At 52.1% G+C, this 25,395-nt stretch carries 19 protein-coding genes and 1 pseudogene; 10 read left to right on the top strand and 10 right to left on the bottom strand.

Going from position 1 to position 25,395, the window contains the following annotated elements:
- The 3 genes from R6U67_RS09200 to R6U67_RS09210 all read right to left on the bottom strand — a co-directional run.
- Positions 1 to 306 (bottom strand): hypothetical protein (locus tag R6U67_RS09200; RefSeq protein ID WP_410252274.1); only part of this gene is annotated, 306 nt, incomplete at its 3' end.
- A gap of 227 nt (positions 307 to 533) precedes the next feature.
- Positions 534 to 953, bottom strand: a complete 420-nt coding sequence (locus tag R6U67_RS09205) for a hypothetical protein (protein WP_410252275.1) — start codon at positions 951 to 953, stop codon at positions 534 to 536.
- Positions 954 to 1,331: 378 nt separating this feature from the next.
- Complete coding sequence (locus tag R6U67_RS09210; protein WP_410252276.1) at positions 1,332 to 3,485, bottom strand: recombinase family protein; 2,154 nt, start codon at positions 3,483 to 3,485, stop codon at positions 1,332 to 1,334.
- A 165-nt stretch (positions 3,486 to 3,650) separates the two neighbouring features.
- On the opposite strand from R6U67_RS09210, the gene R6U67_RS09215 reads away from it, so the two are divergent.
- Complete coding sequence (locus R6U67_RS09215) at positions 3,651 to 5,129, top strand: proton extrusion protein PcxA (RefSeq protein WP_410252277.1); 1,479 nt, start codon at positions 3,651 to 3,653, stop codon at positions 5,127 to 5,129.
- Positions 5,130 to 5,153: 24 nt separating this feature from the next.
- Positions 5,154 to 6,194: a pentapeptide repeat-containing protein gene (locus tag R6U67_RS09220; RefSeq protein ID WP_410252278.1), complete on the top strand. Its 1,041-nt coding sequence runs from the start codon at positions 5,154 to 5,156 to the stop codon at positions 6,192 to 6,194.
- A gap of 37 nt (positions 6,195 to 6,231) precedes the next feature.
- Here the strand turns inward: R6U67_RS09220 and R6U67_RS09225 are convergent, their stop codons facing one another.
- Positions 6,232 to 6,813: a PAP/fibrillin family protein gene (locus R6U67_RS09225; protein WP_410252279.1), complete on the bottom strand. Its 582-nt coding sequence runs from the start codon at positions 6,811 to 6,813 to the stop codon at positions 6,232 to 6,234.
- A gap of 213 nt (positions 6,814 to 7,026) precedes the next feature.
- On the opposite strand from R6U67_RS09225, the gene R6U67_RS09230 reads away from it, so the two are divergent.
- From R6U67_RS09230 to R6U67_RS09240, 3 genes are all read left to right on the top strand, one after another.
- A complete protein-coding gene (locus R6U67_RS09230; protein ID WP_410252280.1) occupies positions 7,027 to 9,372 on the top strand; it encodes a response regulator in 2,346 nt (781 codons plus the stop codon).
- Positions 9,373 to 9,532: 160 nt separating this feature from the next.
- Positions 9,533 to 9,910, top strand: coding sequence for a response regulator (locus R6U67_RS09235; RefSeq protein WP_410252281.1), 378 nt, complete (start codon positions 9,533 to 9,535; stop codon positions 9,908 to 9,910).
- Positions 9,911 to 10,260: 350 nt separating this feature from the next.
- A complete protein-coding gene (locus R6U67_RS09240) occupies positions 10,261 to 15,696 on the top strand; it encodes a PAS domain S-box protein (RefSeq protein WP_410252282.1) in 5,436 nt (1,811 codons plus the stop codon).
- A gap of 14 nt (positions 15,697 to 15,710) precedes the next feature.
- Here R6U67_RS09240 and fabI read toward each other — a convergent pair whose 3' ends face one another.
- Positions 15,711 to 16,487 (bottom strand): enoyl-ACP reductase FabI, encoded by a 777-nt coding sequence (gene fabI / locus R6U67_RS09245; protein WP_410252283.1) that lies wholly within the window; start codon positions 16,485 to 16,487, stop codon positions 15,711 to 15,713.
- A 291-nt stretch (positions 16,488 to 16,778) separates the two neighbouring features.
- Between fabI and ntcA the strand changes: the two genes are divergently transcribed.
- Positions 16,779 to 17,450, top strand: coding sequence for a global nitrogen regulator NtcA (gene ntcA / locus R6U67_RS09250; protein ID WP_410252284.1), 672 nt, complete (start codon positions 16,779 to 16,781; stop codon positions 17,448 to 17,450).
- Here ntcA and R6U67_RS09255 read toward each other — a convergent pair.
- A complete protein-coding gene (locus R6U67_RS09255) occupies positions 17,443 to 17,613 on the bottom strand; it encodes a hypothetical protein (protein ID WP_410252285.1) in 171 nt (56 codons plus the stop codon). The two genes, ntcA and R6U67_RS09255, sit on opposite strands and share 8 nt — an antisense overlap.
- Between R6U67_RS09255 and R6U67_RS09260 the strand changes: the two genes are divergently transcribed.
- Entirely contained in the window at positions 17,612 to 19,111 is a 1,500-nt protein-coding gene (locus R6U67_RS09260; protein WP_410252286.1) for a DUF3084 domain-containing protein, read from the top strand. The genes R6U67_RS09255 and R6U67_RS09260 overlap by 2 nt on opposite strands.
- A 96-nt stretch (positions 19,112 to 19,207) precedes the next feature.
- Here R6U67_RS09260 and R6U67_RS09265 read toward each other — a convergent pair whose 3' ends face one another.
- Together R6U67_RS09265 and R6U67_RS09270 are read right to left on the bottom strand one after the other, a co-directional pair.
- A complete protein-coding gene (locus tag R6U67_RS09265; protein ID WP_410252287.1) occupies positions 19,208 to 19,816 on the bottom strand; it encodes an OmpA family protein in 609 nt (202 codons plus the stop codon).
- Positions 19,813 to 21,294 carry a hypothetical protein gene (locus R6U67_RS09270; protein ID WP_410252288.1) on the bottom strand — a complete coding sequence of 494 codons (1,482 nt, stop codon included), beginning with the start codon at positions 21,292 to 21,294 and terminating at the stop codon, positions 19,813 to 19,815. The genes R6U67_RS09265 and R6U67_RS09270 overlap by 4 nt, the downstream gene beginning before the upstream one ends.
- A 76-nt stretch (positions 21,295 to 21,370) precedes the next feature.
- Between R6U67_RS09270 and R6U67_RS09275 the strand changes: the two genes are divergently transcribed.
- Positions 21,371 to 22,990, top strand: a complete 1,620-nt coding sequence (locus tag R6U67_RS09275; protein ID WP_410252289.1) for a SpoIID/LytB domain-containing protein — start codon at positions 21,371 to 21,373, stop codon at positions 22,988 to 22,990.
- A gap of 289 nt (positions 22,991 to 23,279) precedes the next feature.
- Here the strand turns inward: R6U67_RS09275 and R6U67_RS09280 are convergent, their stop codons facing one another.
- Together R6U67_RS09280 and clpS are read right to left on the bottom strand one after the other, a co-directional pair.
- Positions 23,280 to 24,089, bottom strand: a complete 810-nt coding sequence (locus tag R6U67_RS09280; protein WP_410252290.1) for a CPBP family intramembrane glutamic endopeptidase — start codon at positions 24,087 to 24,089, stop codon at positions 23,280 to 23,282.
- Positions 24,090 to 24,226: 137 nt separating this feature from the next.
- The gene (clpS, locus tag R6U67_RS09285; RefSeq protein WP_068788380.1) at positions 24,227 to 24,508 is read right to left on the bottom strand and encodes an ATP-dependent Clp protease adapter ClpS; all 282 of its coding nucleotides are present in this window, start codon (positions 24,506 to 24,508) and stop codon (positions 24,227 to 24,229) included.
- 319 nt (positions 24,509 to 24,827) lie between these two features.
- On the opposite strand from clpS, the gene R6U67_RS09290 reads away from it, so the two are divergent.
- A complete protein-coding gene (locus R6U67_RS09290; protein ID WP_410252291.1) occupies positions 24,828 to 25,073 on the top strand; it encodes a hypothetical protein in 246 nt (81 codons plus the stop codon).
- A gap of 128 nt (positions 25,074 to 25,201) precedes the next feature.
- Positions 25,202 to 25,395, top strand: a pseudogene (locus tag R6U67_RS09295) (zinc ribbon domain-containing protein); the annotation flags it as partial.

Below are 25,395 nucleotides of genomic sequence, written 5' to 3' on the forward strand. Positions count from 1 at the left end.
GAGCAGGTCAACATGATTCGCAACGCCTTCGTCGGGGATGACGGCGTTGCGAATCATGTTGACCTGCTCGTTAGGCAGCATGTTCGCAATTTCGCTCGAGTCCATGTCAGGTTCTGTGTAGAGAACGTTTGCACCCCGAACTCGACGGCAGGTGTCTCCAGGACGCTCGCCAACCCGTTGGGCCAATTCCAAGGAATCAGATGCGTTACCTAGGGGCGCAGCATTGGTGGGGGCTTTCAGACCCGCAGCGGTGAGAGAGACAATTCCAAGCAGCGCGGCGGAGGCACTGAGACGATTCAATTTCATTCTGTTCAACTCCTCAAGGTGTACCAGTAACTTACAGAGGAATTATAGACCAACTTTTTGCGATTCTGCCGTCTGTCAAAAAAGTTAAAGTTTTCAGTTTTCTATGATGAGGCTGTCAAAACAAGGGTTTTAAGTCTAAATAAGGACAAACCGAACCGTAAACGTCTGAGAGGGGATAGTCCGCTCTCAGACGTTTGGGCGTTCATCCCAACGAGGTCAGAGACGGCTTACCAGGTGACGGGGAAGGCGCTACCACCGGGACAATAGACCAGCGTGGACACTCTTGAGTCACCCACAGACCCCCAAGTTTCGGCCCGCATGAAGCCGATATTGCCCACGGAATCCTCGACTTCGACCCATAACTCGCCATCAACTCCCTGGAAGGGACTGCGAATCAGGTTGACTTGTTCGTTGGGAAACATCGAAACAATCTCCCTCGAATCCATGGTCGTGTCCGCATAGAGACTTAATCCTTCGCCACGAACTCGACGGCAGACATCTCCAGGACGGTTACCAACTTGGGCCAGTTCCAAGGTTGTCGCAGTCTCATCGAGGGATGCGGCATTGACCGAGGCTTTGAGACCTGAAAAACCAAGAGAAACCAGGCTCAACAGGACGGCTGAGGCTCCAATCTGGGTTAGTTTCATTACTGTACTTCCTCACAAAAACCAGTATTAGACACGGCGATTATAACCGCGTTTTTGGAAATTGGGGGTTTGTTGCAAAAAAATAAAGTGTCGCTTTTACTTAATTAGTTTATGCCACCAGAAAACGACTTGGTGGCAGCACAGATCACCAAATTTATTGCCTTGATTGCGGTTTATGTCGCCAACCTCAGAAAGATAGGGTTGTTTAGTGACCTACTGATAGAGCACCCGAAATAATACTATTTGTCTGTTGCCCGTCTAAATTGGGAACAGTTGCTGTCGCAATTCTTTTATGATTATAAATTTGACTTGCAACCTAAAATAGCCGAGCTGGGACATGGGCCAGTATAGTCTATGTATTGGCAACGTCTAGACGAGTCAATCTAGGGGGATCTTTCTTAAGGCCAGCTCATTGATGGAAACCGAGGCGTTGGCGATCGCCAGCAGGGGGCCGGTTTGCTCCTGGCCATTGACGGCGAGGTCGCTGTGACAGAGAACGACCTGTTCGTCAACTCGGGCCAGTAAGTCTTTGAGAATCCGTTTGAGACGCGCTTCATCATCCTGTTGACGAGCTTCCGCGTCATAGGGGAGGGACCGCGATCGCTCGAAAATCGGAGCCGCAAATAAGACCGCCGCTCCCCCTTGCAGCCACAGGGGGGAACCAATATCGAGCCAGAAATGCCAACGATGGCTCAGGCGATGACTGCGATATTGATAGATGGTACTGAGCGTGACGGCTGGGGGATGTCGCTGTTTGAGGGGGTAGGGATTAGCCGTGACCGTTCCCGTTTGCAGCAAACTGAGAAACTCGCCTACCGCCGCCGCAGCGGGACGATCGCCGCCGACGCGCTCCTCAACTTGCCAAAAATGGGCCGCAGTTTCGAGCAGTTCCCGCAGGGCCTCGCGTTGATCATCGGCTAAATCGGGATACCAAAGAAAATCATTGACAATGCGATCTAAGACCACCAGCGGCGAGAGGGGAGTGGCTCCCTGAAGCTGCGATCGCATCCCCTCAATCCAATCGCGAATCTTCTCATAAGCGACGGTGGCCCGGTAGCCGAGGCGATCGCAGCCGGGAAAACTCTGGGCCGGCAACAATTGCGGCCAATCAGGATTCGGTTGATAACACGCATCAGCCAACAGGCCTCCCCGCACCGGATCGATATCGAGCCTTAAGCGAAACGGTAACCTCTCATCGTCCTCGAAATCCTCAACATCCTCGACATTGTGAGGATTTCGCGACAGGATCACCAACATTTCGGCCACCAAATCCCGGTTAATCCGTCGTCCCAAACCACCATAGAAAAACGGTAAGAGAGTCAACACCGCGCGAACTCGGGGTTGACTCACCAGGGGTCGTTGCACCTGTAGCGGATGCACCGGGATACCATAGCCCTCTAAAATATGGCGCAGACTATAGCGGGCGATCGCATCCAACCCCGGCGCAATAATCGCAATCTCCGCCGGACTCACCCCCCGCTGTTGCACAATCTCGGCAATCTCTTGTCCCACCCGTCGCAACAGCTGCGATCGCGCCACCGTCTCCAAGGAGGGAACCGACGCCGGAAGCTGCATCAAATAGGTGGGATTCAAGGCCAACTCCAGCATCGGTTCAGCCAACTCAGCCAGCAATCCCGGCGAGTGGGGCCGCTGTGAATCCAAATCAATCACCTGCTCACAGCATCCACAGATGTCTTCCAACCGATCCGGATCTGCATTCAGTCCCAGACGAATCTTCCCCTCAGGATTAAAGGTAAACAGTCCCGGACGGGGCAAACTGAGAAACATCTCAAACAACTCGTGGCAAATCCCCGGATAGTCATCGACATCATCAGCCGCCACCGCCAAAAATCGCCGTCGCAACTGAAGCTGATACTGAGGATCAGGCAACAGATAGCGCCAATAGAGTTCTAGGATGAGGCCATAGGTGAGTAGTCCTCGTTGCCAACACCAATCGCGCCACGTTAACAGCAACTCCTGGATCACCTCCGCGTCCCCCTCAGCCAGTATCTCCGGGGTCAGACCCTCTTGCAGTCGCTCACCAATGGCCTCGCAGGGATAACCAGCGGCGGCGGCCAGTTGCAGCAGATCTAAACTCCGGCGAACTTGCTTCGTCACCGTTGGTCCTAGGCTGGGTAATCCCCCCTCCGGTAACTGGGCCTCCCAGAGTTGTCGGGCCAACATCTGCTCGGTTTCTGGACGTAGGCGGACGGGGATGGCTACGGGAATGCTCAGTTTTTGAGCGAGTAAGGCCCAAAATAAGCTCACCTCTTGCTGGAAAAAGCCGAGGGGAGTCGTCACGGTGATGGCCCCTCCTCCGCCAGTGGCCCGCACTAAGGCATCAGTCAGCCGTAAACGGGTTTCCCCCGTCGCGGTCAAGACTAAAATTGAACTGGCCGTTGGAAGTGGTGTTAGAGATGGGGGAGAACTGGTCTGGCTGAACTCATCAAGCCACTGAATCACCTGCTGAATCAGATGGCTGGTTTTACCACAGCGACTCGACCCCCAAAGCCAAATTGATTGAGACGACACCGATCAACCTCGATTAGATTTGCTACCATGCTACTCGACCCCGGAAACGGGCCGATCTGGCAATCGACTCTAACCCTGAACGCTCAATACAGGTTCAATAGCAGGGAAACCTCTTGAACGGAGGTTGACGTGATTTCATTCGGCTCACTCTTGTGTGTTTGAACTATGCAAAACTCAGACTCGTCTGGCCGATTTGGCCTATTGCGTCGTGTACGCCGTTGGTATTTCAAGACCCCAGAGCGAGCCTTGGATGCCGCCTATGAGGCGGCATTGACCCTACAGCGGCTCGAACAGCAGTATTTCCAGGGAGAGAAAATGACCGGCGAGGGCGATCGCTATACGTCCCTAGAATGGGGACAACTTAAAGCTGAACGCGATCGCAACCTCGACATCATCCAACGCCGCCTGCGAGAGTTTCGGGCCAGCCGCAGCACTCTCAATTGGATTACCCGTTCTTCTTCTGCGATCGGGCCGATTCAATTACAAGCTACTGATGACTCGAAATCTCGTTATTCTCCTGATGACACCTATCAATTTTCAGAGAATCTTAAAAAGCTGAAAATTATCGATGAGATTGCTGGGAAGTATTTTTCTCAACCCCCCTCATCGGCGGCAAGTCCTCCCATTGAGGCTCAACCTCGGGAAACCCCGAAACCCCTACAAGCGAACCGCCAGTCAGGAAAAACGGCCAACGGTTCCCCCTCTGAGCCTCAGAGCGATTCTGAGAGGTTTCAGGATCTCTCGGGTCGTTTTAATCAAGGAGCTAGCAGTCCCACTCGCAACTGGCGCGATGACTTTAAAACCGCCCGTACATCTCGCGTCAATACCGCTAGTGATGTGGAATCTATCTCTGGACAAGCGAGTTTGTTACCCCGCTCGATCCTGAGAACTATCAATCGTATCAAGGAAGAACTCGACCCCAATGCAGAAGAGGATGTTGTTGAGAAATTTCGCTATTACAAAAGTAAAACCGTTATTTCTCTTAAGTTTATCTTGCTGTTGATTCTGGTTCCTCTTTTAACTCACCAAGTTTCTAAAAATCTCATTATTCGCCCGATTTATAATGAGTATTTCTATGAGCAAATTGAACTGTTTATCAATCCAGATTTTGAAGAAGAAGCCTATCGGGAGTTAAATCACTATGAAGAGCGACTACGATTTCGGATGGCGATTGGCTCCGCCCCCAATTTGTCAGACGAAGAGTTTGAGGTTCAAGTGGCTGAAGAAGCCCGTGAGATTGCTCGTAAATATCAGAATATGAGTAATAATGCTCTGCAAAATGTGGCAGCCGACCTCTGTTCATTGGGCGCCTTTATTTTGGTGTTGATGAATAGTAAACGGGAAATTGCGATCGTTAAATCTTTTATTGATGACCTAATTTATGGACTCAGTGATAGTGCTAAAGCCTTCATTATTATTCTCTTTACGGATATTTTCGTGGGCTACCACTCCCCCCACGGTTGGGAAATCATCCTCGAAGGGGTCTCTCATCACTTTGGCTTAGCTGAAAGCCGGGATTTTAACTTTATGTTTATTGCGACGTTTCCGGTGATTTTGGATACGGTGATGAAATACTGGATTTTCCGCTATCTCAATCGAATTTCACCCTCGGCAGTGGCGACCTACCGCAATATGAATGAGTAAGTGTTAAAAATGAGACGAATAAAAATGAAACGAGTATTCCGTTGGAATGGTTGGTCTGTAGGATTACTGATGTTGGGCATCATCGGCGGCATCATCGGCACTGAGGCGAGGCCGGGCTATAGCGCTCGTGGTCGTCATCTTGAGCAACTTCAGGAGACTCAGGCTTGTCGCCGTTGTGACCTAGAAGATGCAGACTTGTCCGGGGCGCAATTGCAAGGAGTCGATTTGCGCGGCGCCAATCTCAACCAGGCCAATCTGGAGGGGGCGAACCTAGAAGGGGCGAACCTAGAGGGGGCGATTTTGACTCAAACGAACTTACAAGGGGCTAATTTGAGTCGGGCCACTGTCGTTGAGGGCCAATTAGGACAGGCCCAGTTGCAAGGGGCCAATCTAACCCAGGCTAACTTCAACTTTGCCCGTTTGGGACGAGCCAATCTGGAGGGGGCGCAGTTACAGGGGGCGCAATTCCTCTCGGCGCGCTTAAATCATGTCAATCTGGCTGGGGCCGATTTGGCCGGGACTGATTTTAGAAGTGCTGTCCTCAACGGGGCGGATTTGCAGCAGGTTCGCTGGAGTCAGGCTAATTTCCAGGGAGCCAGTTTGCGTGAGGCGACGTTGCAGGGGAGTTCGGGATTTGGCGTGAATTTGAATCGGGCCAATCTCGTCAATGCTGATTTGACGGAGGTGAGACTCTCGGAGGGGCGACTGACGGGGGCGGTTGCTGTCGGTGCAATCTTTGCTGACGCGGACTTGTCGGGGGCGGCGTTGAATCTTGGCGATTTTCAGGGGGCGGATTTGAGTGGGGCGAATCTTCAAGGGGCGGTGTTGAGTGAAATCTTGTTGATGGGTGCGTCGTTGAGGGGGACGAATTTGACGTATAGCTATTTGTTTGGGGCTAATTTGACGGCGGCACAGTTACAGGGGACGCGCTTCTCTGGGGCGGATTTGAGGGGAGTCCTGTTCCGAGGGGCGGATTTGACGGAGGCGGATTTGACGGATGCCATTATTGAGGGAGCCGATTTCACGGATGCGGTCCTGACGGGGGCGACGATTCCCCAGGTTTAATTCCCCAGGTTTAGAGGTTGGGGTTTAGATGTTGGGTTCAGGCTTTGGCGAGGACAAAAACGCTGCCGACGTTCCCTCGGCCGATACGGAGGGTTTCGTCGAGATAGGTGATGTCGAGCCAGCCTTGGCGGTCGGTTTGGATTTGGGAGTCGAGGGCTAGGAATTTTTGTGGGGATTCTAAGGCTTCGATGAATTGGTTGGGGTTGCGGTAGTTGATGATTCGTTGCAGGCCGACGACGAAACGCTGAAATTTGACGGTAACGCGGACGGGGGAGGTGGGGGTGAATTGGGCGGCGACGCTAACGAGGCCGTCGAGGTAGGGGAGGCCTTGCAGTTGGGCGATGTTGTAGATTTTCCGGTCTTCTAGGCGGATACATTGGTAGATGTCCCCGAGGTTGTAGAAGGGGAAGCGATCAATATTGAGGAGTTCGCGACTGGTGGTGTAGAGGAGTCGCCAGTTGCCGTCTAGGAGGGCTGGGGCTTCGAGGGGTCGAGGGGTGGGGTTGCGGTCTTCGAGTCGGGCGATCGCACTGAGAATGGCGGTTTTGTCGGTGTCGCTGGCTTCGAGTCCTCGGTTTTGTCCGGCGATCGCACGCATTAAGTCGTCTTTGTATATCATATTTTGTTAAATCTGTCAAGATAACGGCAAGGATTTTGTGGGTCTAACCGCCGATGCACCTCTCTAGGATAGCAAGCTGACTCGATGGGACGAGGGAGTCTTGGGAGGGAATCCTAGGAAATCGATAGAATACGATAACTAAGCCCACTGCATTGGCTGAGAGACGGTGGTTTGTGGCTGGGTTCAAGGTTCTGTTTGAGTCAAAGTACAATTGTGAAAATCCTTTTAGTTGAAGATGATGAATATCTCGCGCAACTCCTCAATCAATACCTGAGCGATCGCAACTACATCGTCGATGTAGCCGTTGATGGAGAAAGCGGACTCAATTACGCCCGCACCTTTGACTATGACCTCTTGGTGCTAGATGTGGTGCTGCCGAAACTCGATGGAATCAGTCTCTGCAAAACCCTACGCTCAGAACATTATCAAATGCCGGTGCTGTTGTTGACGGCCCTCGATAACAGTCGTGATAAAGTCCTAGGCCTCGACGCCGGGGCCGATGACTATGTGGTGAAACCGGTCGGCCTCGAAGAACTCTTGGCCCGGATTCGCGCCCTGGTGCGGCGGGGACGCTATTCTCGTCCCCCAATTATGACCTGGGGACCGCTGCAACTCGATCCCGCCACCTGTGAGGTCAGTTATGACGATCGCCCCCTATCCCTGACTCCCAAAGAATACGCCCTTCTCGAACTGTTTTTGCGATCGCCCACTCAAGTCTTCTCACGAGATGTCATTATCGAGCATCTCTGGTCCCTCGAAGAACCGCCCACGGAAAACACCCTACGCGCTCATATCAAAGGCTTACGCACCAAACTCAAAGCCGTGGATGCACCGCCCAAACTCATCGAAACCATCTATGGTGTCGGCTACCGTCTCCAAGATTGTTATGACGACCCGCCGAATCCTGACCCCAACGCCGCCAGCAATCGCAATGCGACAACCCTCAATGCCATTCAGGCACTCTGGAAGCGGATTAAACCCAATGTCCTCAAACGGGTTGACCGGCTCGAAGAAGGGATTTCGGCTCTCGCGGCCCATGATGAAACTTTACAAGGAACCGCCCGCCAAGAAGCCCATAAGTTGGCCGGTTCCCTCGGGACGTTTGGCTATCACTATGGGTCTAGCCTAGCCCGCCAAATTGAGGAAATGTTGCTGCAAGAGCAGGCCTTCACCGAGCCCCAACTCGATCAACTCCAACAGTGGTTAGTGGAGTTACGCCAACAGTTTCAAGGTCATCCCACAGCCGTCGTCCCGGAACCCCCCACCTTACCGGACCCTGAACAACGCCGCTTACTGATTGTCGATGACGATCGCGTCTTGGCCGAACAAATTGCCGAAGAAGCCGAAACCTGGGGGATGGATGTCAAAATTGCCACCACGGTTCAGGAGGCCCGGCCGGCGATTGTCACCTATTCACCGGGGTTAATTCTCCTTGATCTCAATTTTCCTGAACCCGGAGAAGATGGCTTAATGCTACTCGAAGAACTGGCCCGCAATCGTCCTGAGATTCCGGTGGTGGTCTTGACGGTGCGCGATAGTTTCCAGGATCGCCTTTCGGTCTCCCGTTTGGGAAGTCAAGCCTTTTTGCAAAAGCCGACACCGATGCCGCAAATTATGGAAGTGGTGATGGAAGTGATCCAGCGATCGCATACGGCAGCCAAAGTCATGATTGTCGATGATGACCGGCAAGAATTGCAAGGCTTAAGCACCCTCCTGAGTCCCTGGGGACTCCAACTCGAAACCCTCGATGACCCACGGGAATTTTGGCAAGCCTTAGAAAACTTTATGCCGGATTTGCTGGTCTTGGATTTTGAAATGCCCCATTACAGCGGCATTGAACTCTGTCAGGTGGTTCGCAATGAACCTCAATGGCGCAAACTGCCGATTTTGTTTCTCACGGCCCATACCGACTCGGCGACGGTGGATCGGATTTTTCAAGCGGGGGCCGATGATTATGTCAGTAAGCCGATTTCAGGACCTGAACTGATTTCGCGGCTGTTTAATCGCCTCGAACGGACAAAACTGCTGCAAAATCTGGCGGAACTCGATGCCCTGACGGGCCTGGCCAATCGCCGCAAGTCCAGTTATGATATCGCTAATCTGTTGCGGGTTGCCCTGCGTAATGATCGCCCAGCCAGTTTTGCCATGTTAGATCTCGATCATTTTAAGCCCGTCAATGATACCTATGGCCATGCCACAGGGGATTTGGTGTTACACCGCTTTGGGGAGATGTTGCGGGATGCCTTTCGGCCCGATGATGTGGTGGGCCGCTGGGGAGGTGAGGAGTTTGTGGTGGTGATGGCTGATACTCGGGCGGTGAATGCTGTAGAACGGTTATCGGTGGTCTTGGACCAATGGCGATCGCAGACGTTTGTCCTCGAAGATGGGGTTCACTTCAAGGTTACCTTTAGTGCCGGAGTCGCTGAGTTTCCCCAACATGGGGATGATTTACCCATTCTCTATCGTCGGGCCGATCAGGCGCTTTATCAAGCCAAAGAAGCGGGCCGGGGCCAGGTGGTTCTCTATTCGCCAGAGGTTGAGGAGTCACCGGGGAGTTGAGTTGTCGCCTTTCCTTGACAATGCGTTAAAATAGAGATAAGGCCCCGGCGAATACAGATCGACTCGACCTGTTGTCTGTTTGTTCATTAAACTTAACGTTGACTTCTGACGCTAACGTCTAAAGAGTCGTCTGGTTGTGGCTGAACCTAGATTAAACATTATGGATACCCGATGTATTTTAATTATTGATGATGAGGAGGATATCCGAGAGGTCACCCAACTGACTTTGGAACTTGAAGGCGGTTGGCAGGTGTTGACGGCGGAATCTGGACGTAAGGGGGTGGATTTGGCTCGATTCCACCATCCTGACGCCATTTTACTCGATGTCATGATGCCAGATATGGACGGCTTGATGACGGCAAAAGTTTTACAGGAGTTTCCCGACACACAATCGATTCCTGTCGTGTTGTTAACCGCTAAAGGTGCAGCAGAGATTGTTGAGAACTTTCAAGGCATAGGCATTGCTGCCGCTATTTCTAAACCCTTTGATCCCTTGCAGCTTGTTCCCCAGATTAAACAGCTTTTAGCCTGGACTTAGGGGCTAGGAGAACCTCTCAAACTCGAAGTGGACAAAATTAAGCAGGAGTCTGTAAAAAGGCGTTATTCTCAGACTCCTGCTCGTTTTTGCTGCCAATTTATCTTATCGCAATTTTCAGGCATTCCTGTTGAGGGAAACGGCTGTTCGCCTTTGCCCCATGTCAATGTATAGCCAGCGTATTGAAAAATGGTATGAATTTCGTCAGCCTCGATCGCAGTTGTTATAGTTGAAGGAATCCCTGGTTAGCGACAGTGCAGAAGTCCCCAGGGAGGCTCGAATCAATCGAACGAGTCTAGCCAAGACTGTGAACCCGATTTCCCCTTGTTAATTGTTAATTGTTAAGTGTTCCAATGACCCTTGATGCTGCCCTCATCTCGACTCTCGTTGCTCGCCTCGAACAATTGGAACAGGAACAGCAAATTCATCGGGCGATTGCTGAAAAGTTGCCGGTTGCCTACTTATATCTGGATTGCCATGCCACGATTCACTTTGCCAGTCAGGTGGTGGTGAATCAACTTTATTGCGATCGCGACCAGTGTTTAGGACGTTCCCTATTATCGTGGCTCTCCCCGCGCGAGGGCGATCGCCTCCTGGCTGAAATCGCACGGCTTAACCGGGAACATCCTCAAGACTCCCAACCCTTTCCCCAACGGCTTCACATCCCCGGACAGGGTGTTCAAAGCGTGATGGCAACCCTCTCGCCGCTGCCGAGTTCTGGCAACTCCAGTCCACTGTTCCTGATGCGGTGGGAAGCCGCTCCCACCCCCTCCCTTGGCGTGGATTTAAGTGACTTTGAGCCGGACTTCGATCTCGACGATCTCGACGACGATGACCGTCGTAGTCGCCTGCAACAACTGGCCCTGCATATTCGGGGCATGATTTTTGACTATGTCTTGCATCCCGATGGTCGCGATCAGGTTCCCTACGTTAGTTCTAACTGTGAAGAGATTTTTGAACTCTCCGCCGCTGACATTCAAGCCGATACCGGTTACCTCTGGAGAGTCATGGATACGGCCGATATTCCCTTTGCCCAGCAGGCGATCGCCCGTTCGGCCAAAACCCTCACCCCCTGGAACTTTGAATGGCGCATCAATCTCCCCTCAGGCCGCAAGAAATGGCTTCAGGGCATTTCCTACCCCCATCGTCATCCGGATGGCCGGGTGATCTGGAATGGCATCGTTTTTGAAATCACCGATCGCAAACAGGCCGAAGAAGACCTTTATGAACTCGCTCAACGACTCCTCACCATTATCGAAACCGTCGAGGAAGGAATCACCCTCAGCGATGATGCCGATAACTTTGGTCTGTTTAATGCCAAAATGGCGGAAATCACCGGTTACAGCGGCACAGAAGCCCAAGAGAGCGAGAGTTTTCTGGCCACCCTCTATCCCGATGCCGAGGCCTTTGCCGAAGCGGCCGATCGCTTAGTGGAGGTGCGGCAAAAAGGCTGTCTGCGTAACCTCGAAACCACCATTCGCGCTAAAGATGGCAGCCTCAGAACGCTGCTTGTGTCGACAACCTATTTACCCCTGTCGGAACGCAATTGTTATCTGAGTGCCTATCGAGATATCACCCAGCGGCGACAGGCTTATGAACAACTGCGTCAAAGTCAGGAGTTTATCGAGGCCATTGCCAATGCCTCGCCGCAAATTCTCTATACCATTGATGTCCAGAGTTTGGTCATCCTCTCTATTAACGGCCAAGTCAACGCCATTTTAGGTTACTCACCTAAATGCCTCTGTCATACTGTAGGGGCGAAAAATTTTTCGCCCCTACTTCAATGGCAACGGCTCTGTCATCCTGAGGACATTCCTCGTCTGCAAGCCTATTTTGCCGCCTGGCAAGACCTAGACGATGGTGAAGTGAGCGAATTTGAATATCGCTTGCGTCACGCCGATGGGAGTTATCGTTGGCTGCGATCGCGCGATGTGGTCTTTAAGCGTGATCAGATGGGGAAGGTGCAGCAGATTTTAGGAACTGCCAGTGATATCACCGAACATCAATGCGCCGAAGCGGCCTTACGGGCCAGTGAAGCGGCGTTGCGGGCCAGTCAAGAACGACTTAACGGGATTCTAGGGTCCCTCGATGATGCGGTTTGGTCCATGTGTCCCCAAACCATGCAACTGCTCTATGTCAGTCCAGCGGTGCAACGGCTCTATGGTCGCTCAGCCGAGAAATTAGCCCGGATGAAAAATCCCTGGATGCGCAATATCCACCCCGGCGATCGCGCCAGCTTTGTACGTCAATGGCGACAACTCAAAGTTGAGGGAAGCGTCGATATTGAATATCGGATTTTAGTGCGTCGCCCCGATAATGAGTCTGGGGAGAGCGTTCCTGGACAACGGCGGCAAAATCGCCAGGAGCGCTGGCTGAGACTGCGAGCGCGGCTGGTCAGCAATGGCCAAGGACACCCCCTACGCATTGATGGCATCAGTAGCGATATCACCGAATTAAAGCAAACGGAAATTGCCTTGCGAGCCAGTGAGGAGCGGTTTCGTTCCTTAGTGGCTAATGTTCCGGGTGTTATTTATCGGGTGTTGCCAAATCAGACTTGGGCCACGGTGTTTATCAGTGATGCCATTGAAGAGATGACTGGCTATCAGGCGCAGGCCTTTCTCGACGATGCTCAGTTATGGCACAAAATTATCCATCATCAGGATTTACCCCGGATTCGCCAAATCATCAACCAGGCCATCGGCCGCCGTCAAGCCTATGCCTTTGAAGCTCGGATTTTCTGTGCCGATGGTCAAATGCGTTGGATTTATGAACGGGGACAGGGGATGTGGGACCCCTGGGGCAATTTACTCTATTTGGATGGGGCGATCGTCGATTTAACGGATCGCAAGCAAAATGAGGAAATTCTGCAACGTCAGGCCCAACGCGATCGCCTCTTAACCACTCTGACTCAACGTATTCGGGAATCCCTCAATCTCGAAGAGATTTTAGATCGCACGGTGCGAGAGGTGCGCCATTCTCTCAAGGCTGATCGCGTCATTATTGTCCGCTTGCAAGGCCTGGCCGGGAGTCAGGTGGTCAGTGAGTCGGTGGAGCTTCCTTATCGAGACACCTTGGGGTTGAACTTTTATGACACTGAACTGCCCCAGGTCTGTTATCAGGAGTATGCTCAGGGACAGCCTCGGGTGATGATTGAACCAGACCTCCATTGCCACTATGGCACTTGTATGAGCCTGTTGGGGACGATGCAGGTGCGCTCTCAGGTGGTGGTGCCGATTCTCCATCCCTCAGCGTTGGGAGAGAATCTCTGGGGTTTGTTAATTGCCCATCAATGTTCCCAGCCACGACATTGGCTCGACTGGGAAGTTGAGATGTTACGACAACTGGCAGACCAAGTCAGTATTGCCATTGGTCAGGCCAATCTCTATACCCAGGTCCAACAAAGTGAGACTCGTTTACGGACGATGTTTGACCAGGCGGCGGTGGGCATGGCGATTTTAGATCCTCAGGGACAGATTTGCCAGCAGAATCATACCCTGACCCAGATTTTGGGACCCCATCAACCGATCTTGCAACTCGAAGCCTTTGCGGCCGACGCCGATGTCCGGTTATCGGAACGGGAGTGGGAACAAGGCTATCACCGTTGTGATGGGTCTTGGGTTTGGGTGCAGTTGAATTTGTCCTCGTTCCCGGAAGAGGGGGAGTTGGCGGGCTATTTCTTGGCGATTGTTCAGGATGTCAGCGATCGCAAACGGGCAGAATTGCGGCTCCAACAACAATTAAACTTTGAAACGGCCTTAGCCCGCTTTTCGAGCCGTCTGACGAGCAATGAGGCGGCGGATTGGACTCATTTACTGGGCTTGTTGGGGCGATCGCTCAACGCCAATCGGGTTCACATCACGCACCTGGATTGGACTGCCAACAGCGCCTCCTGGATTGGCGAATGGGCCGAGGAGACGGTTCCCTTATTTTTAGACCACGTGCAGAATATCCCCTTAAATGAGCTCGACTGGTGGTTGGAGCAACTGCAACAGAATCGCGATTTTTTGTTACGACAAGTCGATGAACTCCCCCATGAGGCCACCGCAGAACGCCAACTCTTACAAAATATGGGAGTGCAATCGATTTTAGAGGTTCCCATCTGGGACCGTTTGGGACGACTTTGGGGCTGTTTGGGGGTCAGTATGACTCGCTCAAGTTCTCGCCATTGGTCTGATGAAGAGGCGCGATTGTTGCGGGTGGTGGGGGAGATTATCTATAACTACTGCGATCGCCGTCGCGTCGAACAGGCCCTGCGAGACAGTGAGGAACGCTTCCGCGTCACCTTTGAACAGGCGGCGGTGGGAATTGCGCAACTCGACTTTCAGGGCAATTTTTTGCGGGTGAATCGTCGCTATTGCAATCTCCTCGGCTATGAACCTGAGGAGTTGTTGCAGCTGAATATGGCCGATATTCTGCACCCCAACGACTTACCTGAGTCTTTAGACTCGTTGCAACAGATGCAGTTGGGAACCCTCGGTAGCTGTTCGAGGGAGAAGCGACAACGGCGACGGGATGGGTCCTGGCGCTGGGCGCAGGTGACGGCCCAGGTGGTGGTTGAGGGGACTGACCCGAAGTATGTGATCTGTGCGGCGGCGGACATCCATGATCGCAAACAGTATCAGGCGGCTTTAGAACGGTTGCGTCACCGCTATGAGTTGATTTTGAATGCGGCGGGAGAGGGGATTTGTGAGATCAACTTACGTCAGCAGGTGGCGTTTTGTAATCCAACGGCGGCGAGGATGTTGGGGAGTGATCACGTCGCTGAGATTATTGGCTTGTCGTTGTATGACATCATTAGTCCCCCTCAATCCTCTCAGGAGTCTCCTAAGGCTGAGGCGGCGTCTCCCCCCTTTTGGCAACAAATGTGGCAAACTCAGGTGTCTGAACTCGAACAGTGTAATCTCCCTGGAACGTCGCCGACGATTCATCAGGCCCAATTCTGCCGTTTGGATGGCTCGACGTTCCCCGTTGATTATATCTGTACACCGATTGTCTTGAATGGACAACATCTTGGGGCGGTGTTGACCTTTAAGGATATTAGCGAGCGCCTGGCCATTGAAAAGCTCAAAAATGAGTTTCTTTCTATGGTTAGTCATGAGTTGAGAACCCCCTTAACGCCGATGCAGGTCGCCCTAGGGTTACTTAATAGTGGCAAGCTCGGCCCCCTCTCGGAAAAAGGCCAACATCTGGTCTCTATTGCGCTGAGCAATACCAATCGCCTACGACGCTTGATTGATGATCTCTTGGATTTCCAACGTTTGGAATCGGGACGGGTCGAGATTAATCGCCAACATCATCCGTTGCTCGCTCTGCTGCAACAAAGTTTAGACACCATGCGGGCCATGGCTGAGCAGGATGACATTGGCCTTGAAATTGTCCCCAAAACTGAGGATCTACGGGAATACCTGGTTTGGGCTGATGGAGATTTATTGATTCAGGTCTTGACAAATCTCATCAGTAATGCTATAAAGTTCTCGCCCCCCGGTGCTGTGGTTAGCTTTGGGTTGCGGGATTGGTCTCAACCGGGGGAAATCTGTTTACAGGTCTGCGATCGCGGTCGCGGGATTCCCCCCAACTCCTTAGAGCAAGTGTTTGACCCCTTCCACCAAGTGGATACTTCGGATTCGCGCAAGAAAGGGGGAACGGGTCTCGGTTTAACCATTTGTCGCCGCATTATCGAGCAGCATGGGGGCCGGATTTGGGCCGAAAATCTCCCCGGTGGGGGGACGCGCATCTCCTTGACTCTACCGGAAACTCGACCGGACGGCGGGCCGACGTCTCCCCCTTAAACCGGTCTCGAATCCTACATTCCCATAATTTCGTAGCCGGCGTCCACATAGACCACTTGGCCCGTAATCCCGCTGGCGAGGTCGCTACAGAGGAAGGCGGCGGTGTTCCCCACTTCGGTTTGGGTGACGGTGCGACGCAGCGGCGCGGTTTCTTCGACGTGATGAATCATGTCGAGAATCCCTCCTACCGCTGATGAGGCGAGGGTGCGGATGGGGCCGGCGGAGATGGCGTTGACCCGTAGTTTAGCGGGGCCGAGTTCAGCGGCTAGATAGCGTACATTCGTTTCTAAGGCGGCTTTGGCGACTCCCATGACGTTGTAGTTGGGGACGACGCGCACGCCACCGAGATAGGTCATCGTTAGTAGGCTTCCCCCTTCGTTGAGCAGCGGTTTGGCTAAACCCGCCATCTGTACGAGAGAGTAGGAACTAATTTCGAGGGCTCGTAGATAGCCTTCACGGGAGGCGTTACTGAAATCACCGCTTAATTCGTCTTTCCCGGCGAAGGCTAGACAGTGAATGAGGATGTCGAAGGTTCCCCACTTGTCCTGAATGGTCTCGAAGAGTTGGCGGGTTTGTTCCTCGTCTTGGACGTTGCAGGGTTCAATCAGGCTCGGGGTTAGGGGTTCGACGAGGCTGCGCACTTTGGTCTCTTGACGGCCGCGATCGTCGGGGAGGTAGGTAATGGCGAGTTCGGCTCCCGCTTGGTGGAGTTGTTGCGCAATCCCCCAGGCGATGGAGCGGTTGTTGGCAATTCCCGTGACCAGGGCTTTTTTTCCGGTAAGATCCAGCATAGTTTATCCTGAGTGACAATCAGCTTTGTACCATATTTTCGGGCAAAATCGCGCCTCGACTGGGGAGGTCCGGGGAAAATCTCGACCCCTGATGAGGAACTCCCGTTGGGATCAATGGGTCGGAAGGTAGCAAATTTGACGAATTTTTGCTCAAAATTCAATTTTAGTGGTCTCAGGCTCGAATTTGGGGACTGAAGTTCCCCGATGAGGCGAGGTCAATGGCAGAATAAGGGTGGGCGATCGCGCCTGCTGGATAACGGCAATTTTGAGGCATGTGATAGGGAGAGGACGATGGTAGCCATGCAGGACAAACCACTGGCGGCGGTATTTCACCAGATGGGAAGCGGTGCATTTCCGCCGGTTGTTGAAAATTATGAACGTGGAAAAACCATCTTTTTTCCCGGCGACCCCGCTGAGCGCGTTTATTTTTTGGTTAAGGGTGCAGTCAAACTCTCTCGCGTTTATGAGGCGGGGGAGGAGATTACGGTAGCTCTGTTGCGCGAAAATAGTGTCTTTGGGGTCTTGTCTTTGATTACCGGACATCGTTCGGATCGGTTTTACCACGCTGTGGCGTTTACACCGGTTGAGTTGCTCTCGGTTCCCATTGAACAAGTTGAGAAGGCCCTTAAGGAAGACCCGGATTTATCGATTTTGATGTTACAGGGGTTGTCATCCCGGATTTTACAGACGGAGATGATGATCGAAACCCTCGCTCACCGAGATATGGGATCGCGCTTGGTGAGCTTTTTACTGATTCTCTGTCGGGATTTTGGTCTTCCAAGTTCTGAGGGGATCACCATTGATCTCAAGTTATCTCACCAAGCGATCGCCGAGGCCATTGGCTCAACTCGGGTGACGGTGACTCGTTTATTAGGAGATTTACGCCAAGATGAGATGATCTCGATTCATAAGAAGAAGATCACGGTTCATAATCCTGTGGCCCTCAGTCAACAGTTTACCTGATCGCTGAGGTTGGCCGAAAACCCGCTAGAATAGCATCCGCCGCATCCACCCACGGCGGCGATCGCTCCTGTGTCACCATGCTATCAGCGGCGATCGCCGCCGTTTTGCGGTGAGTTACGCCGCTCTCTCTCCCGAGGGGTCCCAATCGCACAGGAGGAGCCATGACCACCGGATATGTTTTAATTTTGGCCATGTTGGTTCTCGGTTGCGCGATCGCAACGGTGGGGGATCAGATTGGAACCAAGGTGGGAAAGGCTCGCCTCAGTCTGTTTAACCTACGTCCGCGCAAAACCGCTACTCTTGTTACGGTGGTGACGGGTGGCCTGATTTCTGCCTCCACGTTAGCTATTCTGTTGCTACTCGATCAACGATTGCGTACTGGTTTATTCCAACTTGAGGAGATTCAGCAAGATTTATATTCGGCTCGCCGGGATTTGCAGGATACACAAGCTGATAAAATCCGCGTTGAGTCGGAACTGGCGGCGGCCCGCGATCGCACGGTGTTGGTTCAGGAGCGCCTTGATGCGCTCAATCGCTCCCTTGAACAGGTGTCTCAGGATTTGGCTGAGGCTTTGGAGGAACAAGTTGCAACTCAACGACAATTACGAGAGACCGAGACCGAACTTATTACCACAGAAGAAGAACGCCGTCAAGCCGAATTGGAAATTCGCCGCATCGAGTCCCAGTTACTTGACACCGAGACGCAACGACAGGCCTTAGAGTCAGGGATTGCGCAGCTACAACGCCAACAACGACAACTCGAAGCCGCCGCTGAACAGGCCCGGCGACAACTTCAGGCCCGCGATCGCGAACTCGAAGAGAATCGTCAACGTTTGATGACTCAGGAAGGAGAATTGGCCCGCCAGGAGAAGGAGCGATCGCAACAGGCCCAGGAGTTGCAACGCCAGGAGTTGGAACTCGCCGAACGCGAAACACTCCTGGCTAGTCTCACTCAGCAACAGATGGCTCTACAAGAAGAGTTACAACGCATTGGCCAGGACTTTCAATTATTACGAGAACGACGTTTAGCCATTCTTCAGCAACAGGTTCTCACCTCGGCGCGGGTGCGAGTCCTCGATCCCACTCAGGTCGATGAGGTGGTGTTGCAAATTCTCCAAGAAGCCAATCGAGTCGCTACTCAGGTATTACGTCCAGGTACTCCCGAGACGGAGGAGGCCACGTTACGGATTGATTCCCAAGAGGTAAGCGATTTGACGGAACGTTTGGCTGATGGTGAGGAATATGTGGTTCGGGTGCGATCGTCTCGCAATTATCTACTTGGGGAAGTTCTAGTGCGAGGCTTTTTTGAGGTTTTGCGTAATGAGGTGGTGTTTGAAGCCGATGAGGTGGTGGCTGAGGTCACGGTTGATTTAAATGATAATCTCGATGAGGTGGGAAATCGAGTCTATTGGTTGCTTGAAGCGGCTCGTTTTCAAGGGGAACGGGAAGGAATTTTACCGGCGCAAATTCAGATGATTGGCGGTCGTCCTCAGGAGTTTCGCGATTTCTTGGAACGTCTTTTGGAACAGTCGGGAGAGGTGACGATTCAAGCGGTTGCTCAGGAATTAACCTATACAACGGGACCTTTATTTCTGAATATTAAAGTTCTGCAAAATGAAGAGGTTTTGTTTGAATTGATGGTTGATGGTTCCTCGGAGTAGATGAGCCGTAGGAGCAAAAAAAATCGCCCCTACTACGGTAATGTTTTTAATCTGCGGTCAATTTTTCCTATCATTTTAAACCCTAAAAACCGATTATTATCGTAATTGAAAACGAAAAACAACCCGCCGATCTCCGGGATCATCTCGCTCAGGATTCGCGTCAAGTGCGCCACGGCCCGCTGGAAGCAGTTTTTGCTGAAACTCCTCTTTCTGGGGGAATTGAACCGCATCTGATGCAATATAGTTGAACACCGCTTGCGATCGCTGCAAACTTAGGTTTAAATTTCCCTGCGCCGTTCCACTAGAACTGGTGTGGCCTTCAATAATAATGCGAACAATCTCGTTTTCCAAATCAGGATTACTAAAAATGACTTGACTATAGGTGGGAATAAATTGTTTTAAAAACGCTTGCCCTTCGGGCGTTAATGTGGCACTATTGTAGTCAAAGAGAATGCGATCGCCAATACTCACATCTCCCGTGCGCTCATCAACCTCAATATCTTGTCCTCCTAACTCCCGCTCAATTGCATTGAGAACCACAATCGGTAACTGCTCGAACGCCTGTTGATAATCGCGCAACTTGACCATCACCGTGACAAACAACAGGGCAAAAAATAGCAACAAGCCGGACATTAAATCGCCAATCGATAGCCAAATCCCTGACTCGTCGCTGTTCGGGATATCTGGCTGGGGTTCGCCAATCATGGTTCCTGCATCTCCTCTCTGACGTGGGAGTTGTCCTCGTCGTTATTCCCTTGTAAACTCTCTTCTAAACTCTCTCGCCAAGACTCCACCACCGTCTCTAATCCTTGGCGTTGTTTAAGCAACGTATATTTTAATAACTCATTTTGTTGGGAAAAATAGCCATCTAACGCATCTTGATAATCCAAGCGGAATCGCTCTAACTCCCCCTCAACCGTTTGGCGACTGTCTTGGATGAGACGATCAATCGTATCTAAACTGGCCATTAACTGCGATCGCGCCTCCGTCATCGTAGCCACCGTTTCCTCCCCCACCGCTTGCAAAACCTCGGCCTGACTGGCAAAACTGCCCTGACTTTGCTCTAAAATAGCCTCAGTTCGTTGCTGAACGTCATCGAGGAGCGATCGCTGCATCTCAACACTTCGCTCTAACGCCGTTTGACTGTAATCCTGAACCTGCTGTAACGTCTGATCGAGGCGATCGCAAACCGCCAGCAAGCCTTGATTCGCCTCCTCCTGAACCCGACTCATCCCCGCCATCTCTTGCGTCAAGGTCACAATAGCTGGTTCAACTTGCTGGGAAAACGACTCAGATAGGGTCTGAATCGCCAGGTGGGTGTCCTGGAGTAACTGCTGCTGTTGCTCAAATTGTTGCGCCAGAGGTTCTAAAATCCCTTCAGTGAACTGTTGTTCGAGCCGTTCCCATCCCTCAACTGGGGTGGACGCTGGCCGCTGAACCTGTTGCTGAACCTGCTCAAATAGCGTCAGTTGGCGTTCTTGAATCTGACGGATTTGTTGCAATTCCTTGAGATCTCCCCGTTGCGCGTCTCGAACCAGACGTTGTAATAGCTGACTGGGGGGTCGCCAAATTGCAATCTGACTAAACTGCGATCGCAACCAATGACGTCGCCAAACCCGCACTCGCTCGCTGATTCCCAACAGCAACACCAACAGACTGGCGGTTCCCAATCCCCACAAGGACGTGGCGAAGGCCACCTGCATTCCCGCCAACAGTTGGCCACTGGTGTCGAGAAGGCGATCGGTTGAGGTAATGGCATCGAGACGAACCCCTTGGAACCCTCGATAAATCCCGCTAAAGGTTCCCAACACCCCTAACCCTGTCAGCAGAGTGGGTGCAGTAGCCACGGGACTGCGGGGAACCGGGGAGGTTAGAATCGCCGGATAGGTTAGACAGATAATATGCTGTTGCTGACGATGCAGGTAAAACTGATTGGGATGTTCGGGGGGACAGTCTCCGTCGAGATGTTCGAGAAGCCACCGAACTTGCTCTGAGTTGAGCGTCTCAAGGGGGATACCGTCTTGGTTGGGGTGCGATCGCAACAGTCGAATCCCCTCAGCGGTGGCGCGACAACGATGAATACAATCGCGGTAAGTGGCGCGACATTCGATGACAATCGCCAGAGTGGCCAGACTGACGATGAGATAGATAAACAGGGTATCGAGGTGATTCAATAGTTGCACCGACAGGGGTCCCCAGCGGGTCTCTTGATTTGCTATCTTATCAGGAACATCCCTCTTCCTCCTTATCCCCATTATCATGTTTGGCCCGATTCTCTCTCCCTCCTCCCCCCGCTGGCGGACTCCCCCACTCAGCCAACTCCTCTTAGCCACCCTCGGCTGGCTGGGAACTCTGGCCCCATCCGTTGCGGCGGAGTTTACCCTTGATGTTGGTGTGGTGCAGCGGTTTGGAGAAGAGGCCGGCGATCGCCTGGTATTAGAAGATGGTGGCCAAGGAACCCTCAAGGTCACCTTTGAAGGGGGGGACGGAACAACCCGCACTCAGCAACTCGATGAGTTTACGCTGGAATTGCGCATTCAGCCGTTGACAGAACCCGTATTAGAAGAACGAGTGGTTCTCAGCACTCACCGCAGTTTTGAAAACGCTGAACAAGCGGCCAAGGATTGGCGCGATCGCGGTGTTGAGGTCGAAATCGCTCAACCCAGTGATATTTGGCAGGTTTGGGCCGCGCGGGATGTCTATCAAACGCCATTATTACGTCGATTGTTAGTTGAAACCCTCAACAATCAGGGATTGGACATCGCTTATCTACAAAACCAAGTCCGCGATCGTCGCTATCAGGCGGGATGGGAAGTCGATGGATTTCGCTACAACCGCGACAGGGTCACGGTTAGCGCCAGTTCAGGGACGATTCAAGTGGCCACGGATGGGGTGCAACGAACCTATGGCGGCCAGATGCAGTTACAACCCAATGCTTATGGTAGTTATACTCTGGTGAATACGGTTCCCCTCGAAACCTATTTGCGCGGGGTGGTTCCCCATGAAATTGGCCCCACGGCTCCCTATGCGGCGGTGGAGGCTCAAGCGATTATTGCGCGAACCTATGCGGTGCGGAATTTACATCGCTTTGCGATCGATGATTATGAACTTTGTGCGGACACTCATTGTCAGGTGTATTGGGGGTTAGATAATACGGTGGCTACGGCCGATCGCGCGATCGCCGCCACGTCAGGACTCGTTTTAACTTACAATAATGAGCCAATTGACGCGCTCTATTCCTCCACCAGTGGCGGTGTGACATCGCCGTTTGAAGATGTTTGGTTAGGGGAATCTCGTCCCTATTTGGTGGCTCGGGTGGATGCTCCCACGTCAATGTGGGATTTGGCGGCGAAACCCCTCGATCGCGAAGCCAATTTTCGCGAATTTATGGAACTCAAGCAGGGGTTTAATGAATCGACTTGGAATACGTTTCGTTGGCGGGAATCTACCAGTCTTCAGGAAATGACGGAGTTTCTCAAACGCTATTATCGTCGCAATAATCGTTCGATTGATTTTAGTGAGGTTCGCGAGGTGGCCATTGTCGAGCGATCGCCGGCTGGACGTGTTCTCAAGATGACGATTACCACGGATACAGGAATCATTGAAATTCCCAATGATGAAATTCGCAATGCGTTCTATCCCCCGATTAGCACCTTTTTCTATATTGACCCCATCTACGAAGATGAAGATGAGCGAGTCTTAGACGGCTATACCTTTATCGGCGGAGGCTTTGGCCATGGTGTCGGATTGAGTCAAACTGGCTCCTACAATTTGGCTAATCTCGGCCAATCTAGCCGGGACATTCTCGAATTTTACTATCCAGGGACTCAGTTACAACCCCTAGATGAGATTTCTCAGTTCTTTGCGGGCCGCGATTGAGGGATTCCCCCTCAGCTTAACCGCTTCGGCCAGTCGCCAATCCAACCCCGAGCGGTTTTTTTGTTATGTTTGTAAAGTTCAGTAACAATATTGTTTTTTGGCCGTATTTCATGCTAGAATCAAGGCAACATATCGCAATTAGGGGCTAAATACTCCCACGGGCTTCATCTCGGACGTGCCAAGTCAAACATCTAAGCTGCGCAATTTTTTGCATTCCTGGCGTTGATTTTTAAAACAACAGAGTTCAGACAAAAATCCCCTGCCATGGCCCGAATCACCTAAACCCGACTTATCGCGGAGCGAGTTTTTGAAGTCCGACACTAATCATCAACAACATCCCCAGGCCCAACAACCCCGCCAAGGGATTACCATCAATCCCCGTAATCAGCATGGGATATGGCGGCGACGGTTGCCACATCCGTCCAACCGTCAACAGATAATAACTAGCCACCAAGCCGCCGTGAAAGCCAATCGCCGCACCCAAACGCCGCTGAGTGCGAATCGTCAGTTGCACTAAAATCACCCCCAACAGAAGCAGGCCCAACAACTGAGGAGCCGTGCGTAAGATGTCCTCTGGGGGTTTAATAAAATGGAGCAAAGCGAAGATAATCCCATTGAGGATGAGCGCCTTGCGTAGAGAATAGTCTCGACGTAACTCATCCCAAAGCCAGCCTCGAAACAGGAGTTCCTCAGCGAAACCAACAGCCAGGCCAACAACCATCGCCTCGACGAGTACCCGCACAGACGGGAGAGCCTGCCAAGCCATCCAACCCAAACTGACCTGGATGAGAACGAGCAGCACCATAGCGGCAGCTGCCCCCAACAGGCCGCCGAGAAACTCCCCAACCTGGCGACGACTCCATTCCAAACCATAGGCGCGAAACACCTGCGATCGCCCATACACCCGAGTTCCCCACAGCTTCAGTAGGATCAGAAATTCCAGATAGAGAATCCCGGTCGCCAAAATGCTGGCCAGATTGGCATCCTCAACCCAAGCATAGATCGGGATGGCCAGGGGCAGCCAAACGAGGAGTAACAGGGCCACAAAGCGACTCAAACGGCCTAAGAGGGGGCGATCGCCCCAAGATTTACGAAACATCCTCGACAACTCCGTGACTCCTAGAACGTAACCCCTGGCCGCGAACTCCTAGACCCCGAAAATACGCTGAGGACATGGGCAAAGTTTTGGGCGAAATCCAGCTAATTTCGCCCAAAACTGGGCTTTAATAGGATGTATTAGTCATCCGGTTCAATGGAGCTACTTAATCCATGATTACGTAGGGTTTCGCAGTAAAATTCGGCGTGTTCCTGCGCACAAGTAATCACCAACGCTTTGCCATTGGTATGAGCTTCCATCATAATGCTAACGGCCTGGGGCTGGGTGATCGCCGGAACCGTTTGCACCAGCGTCTGCACAACATACTCCATCGAATTAAAATCATCGTTGTGGAGTAACACTCGATAACGCGGTGCATGTTTACGGACTGTTGAACGTTTTTCGAGAGTTTCGACAGACACGGTAGGACTCCTTATACACTAGGGTTGACTAAAACAAGATAACAGCGACAAGATAGCAGCGCTTGTCCCATGACGTTGAATGATGCGGGCTAGGGTCTGGCAAGACCCCACTCAAAACAGCCATATATTTTTTTCATAGTAAAACGAGAACCAGCGTTTATCAATATGCTCACCTGACGCTCGGCGGGAAACCTTGATCCCCTCAGGTGATGTGCCTCAAGTGATGTGGTATACAGCCCAATGCTTAGGCCCAATGATAGGATAGTCATGGTCTAGCGTTGCGTTTAACAGCACATCAACCCCACAGAGGTCACCTCAAATGCTACCCTTTGATTTGATAGCTTTGGCGATCGCCGCCGGTTGCCTATACTGGTTCCGTCAAACCTCCGAAGACATCTACAGTATACTGGCAGCCATGACGGGATTGGTCAGCCTAGTGGTGGGGTTTGCCCTCGCACCCTGGCCCGTTCAGGTGGCGATCGTTCTGGCCCTATGGCTACTCGAACGGCTCTGGGTTGAACCCAAACGTCGCCGAGGGTCTCTCTACGAAAAATTTTGGGGTTAGAGCCTCGCCCTTCTAGGGCGACTTTTTGATTGCATATTTCAACCATCCGTGCTAGCCTAAAAAATAAGGTGTCGTTTTTAGGTAATGATTCACCTCACATACCAGTACAAGCTTGCGCCCACTCAACAGCAGCTCACGGTGAGTTTTTGAGGATTCTGAAGTGGGTGTGCTGGAAACGTGGTGTCTTTTACGCTGAAGTAGACTTCACGGGAACCAGCCAAACCTGTCCCAGTTGTGGTGCGAATACAGGCAAAAAAGAGCTTTCAGTTCGCGTACATCGCTGTCCTGAATGTGGATATACCACAGATAGAGATATAGCCGC

The sequence above is a fragment of the Sodalinema sp. genome (genome assembly GCF_046483825.1).
Classification (GTDB): domain Bacteria; phylum Cyanobacteriota; class Cyanobacteriia; order Cyanobacteriales; family Geitlerinemataceae; genus Sodalinema.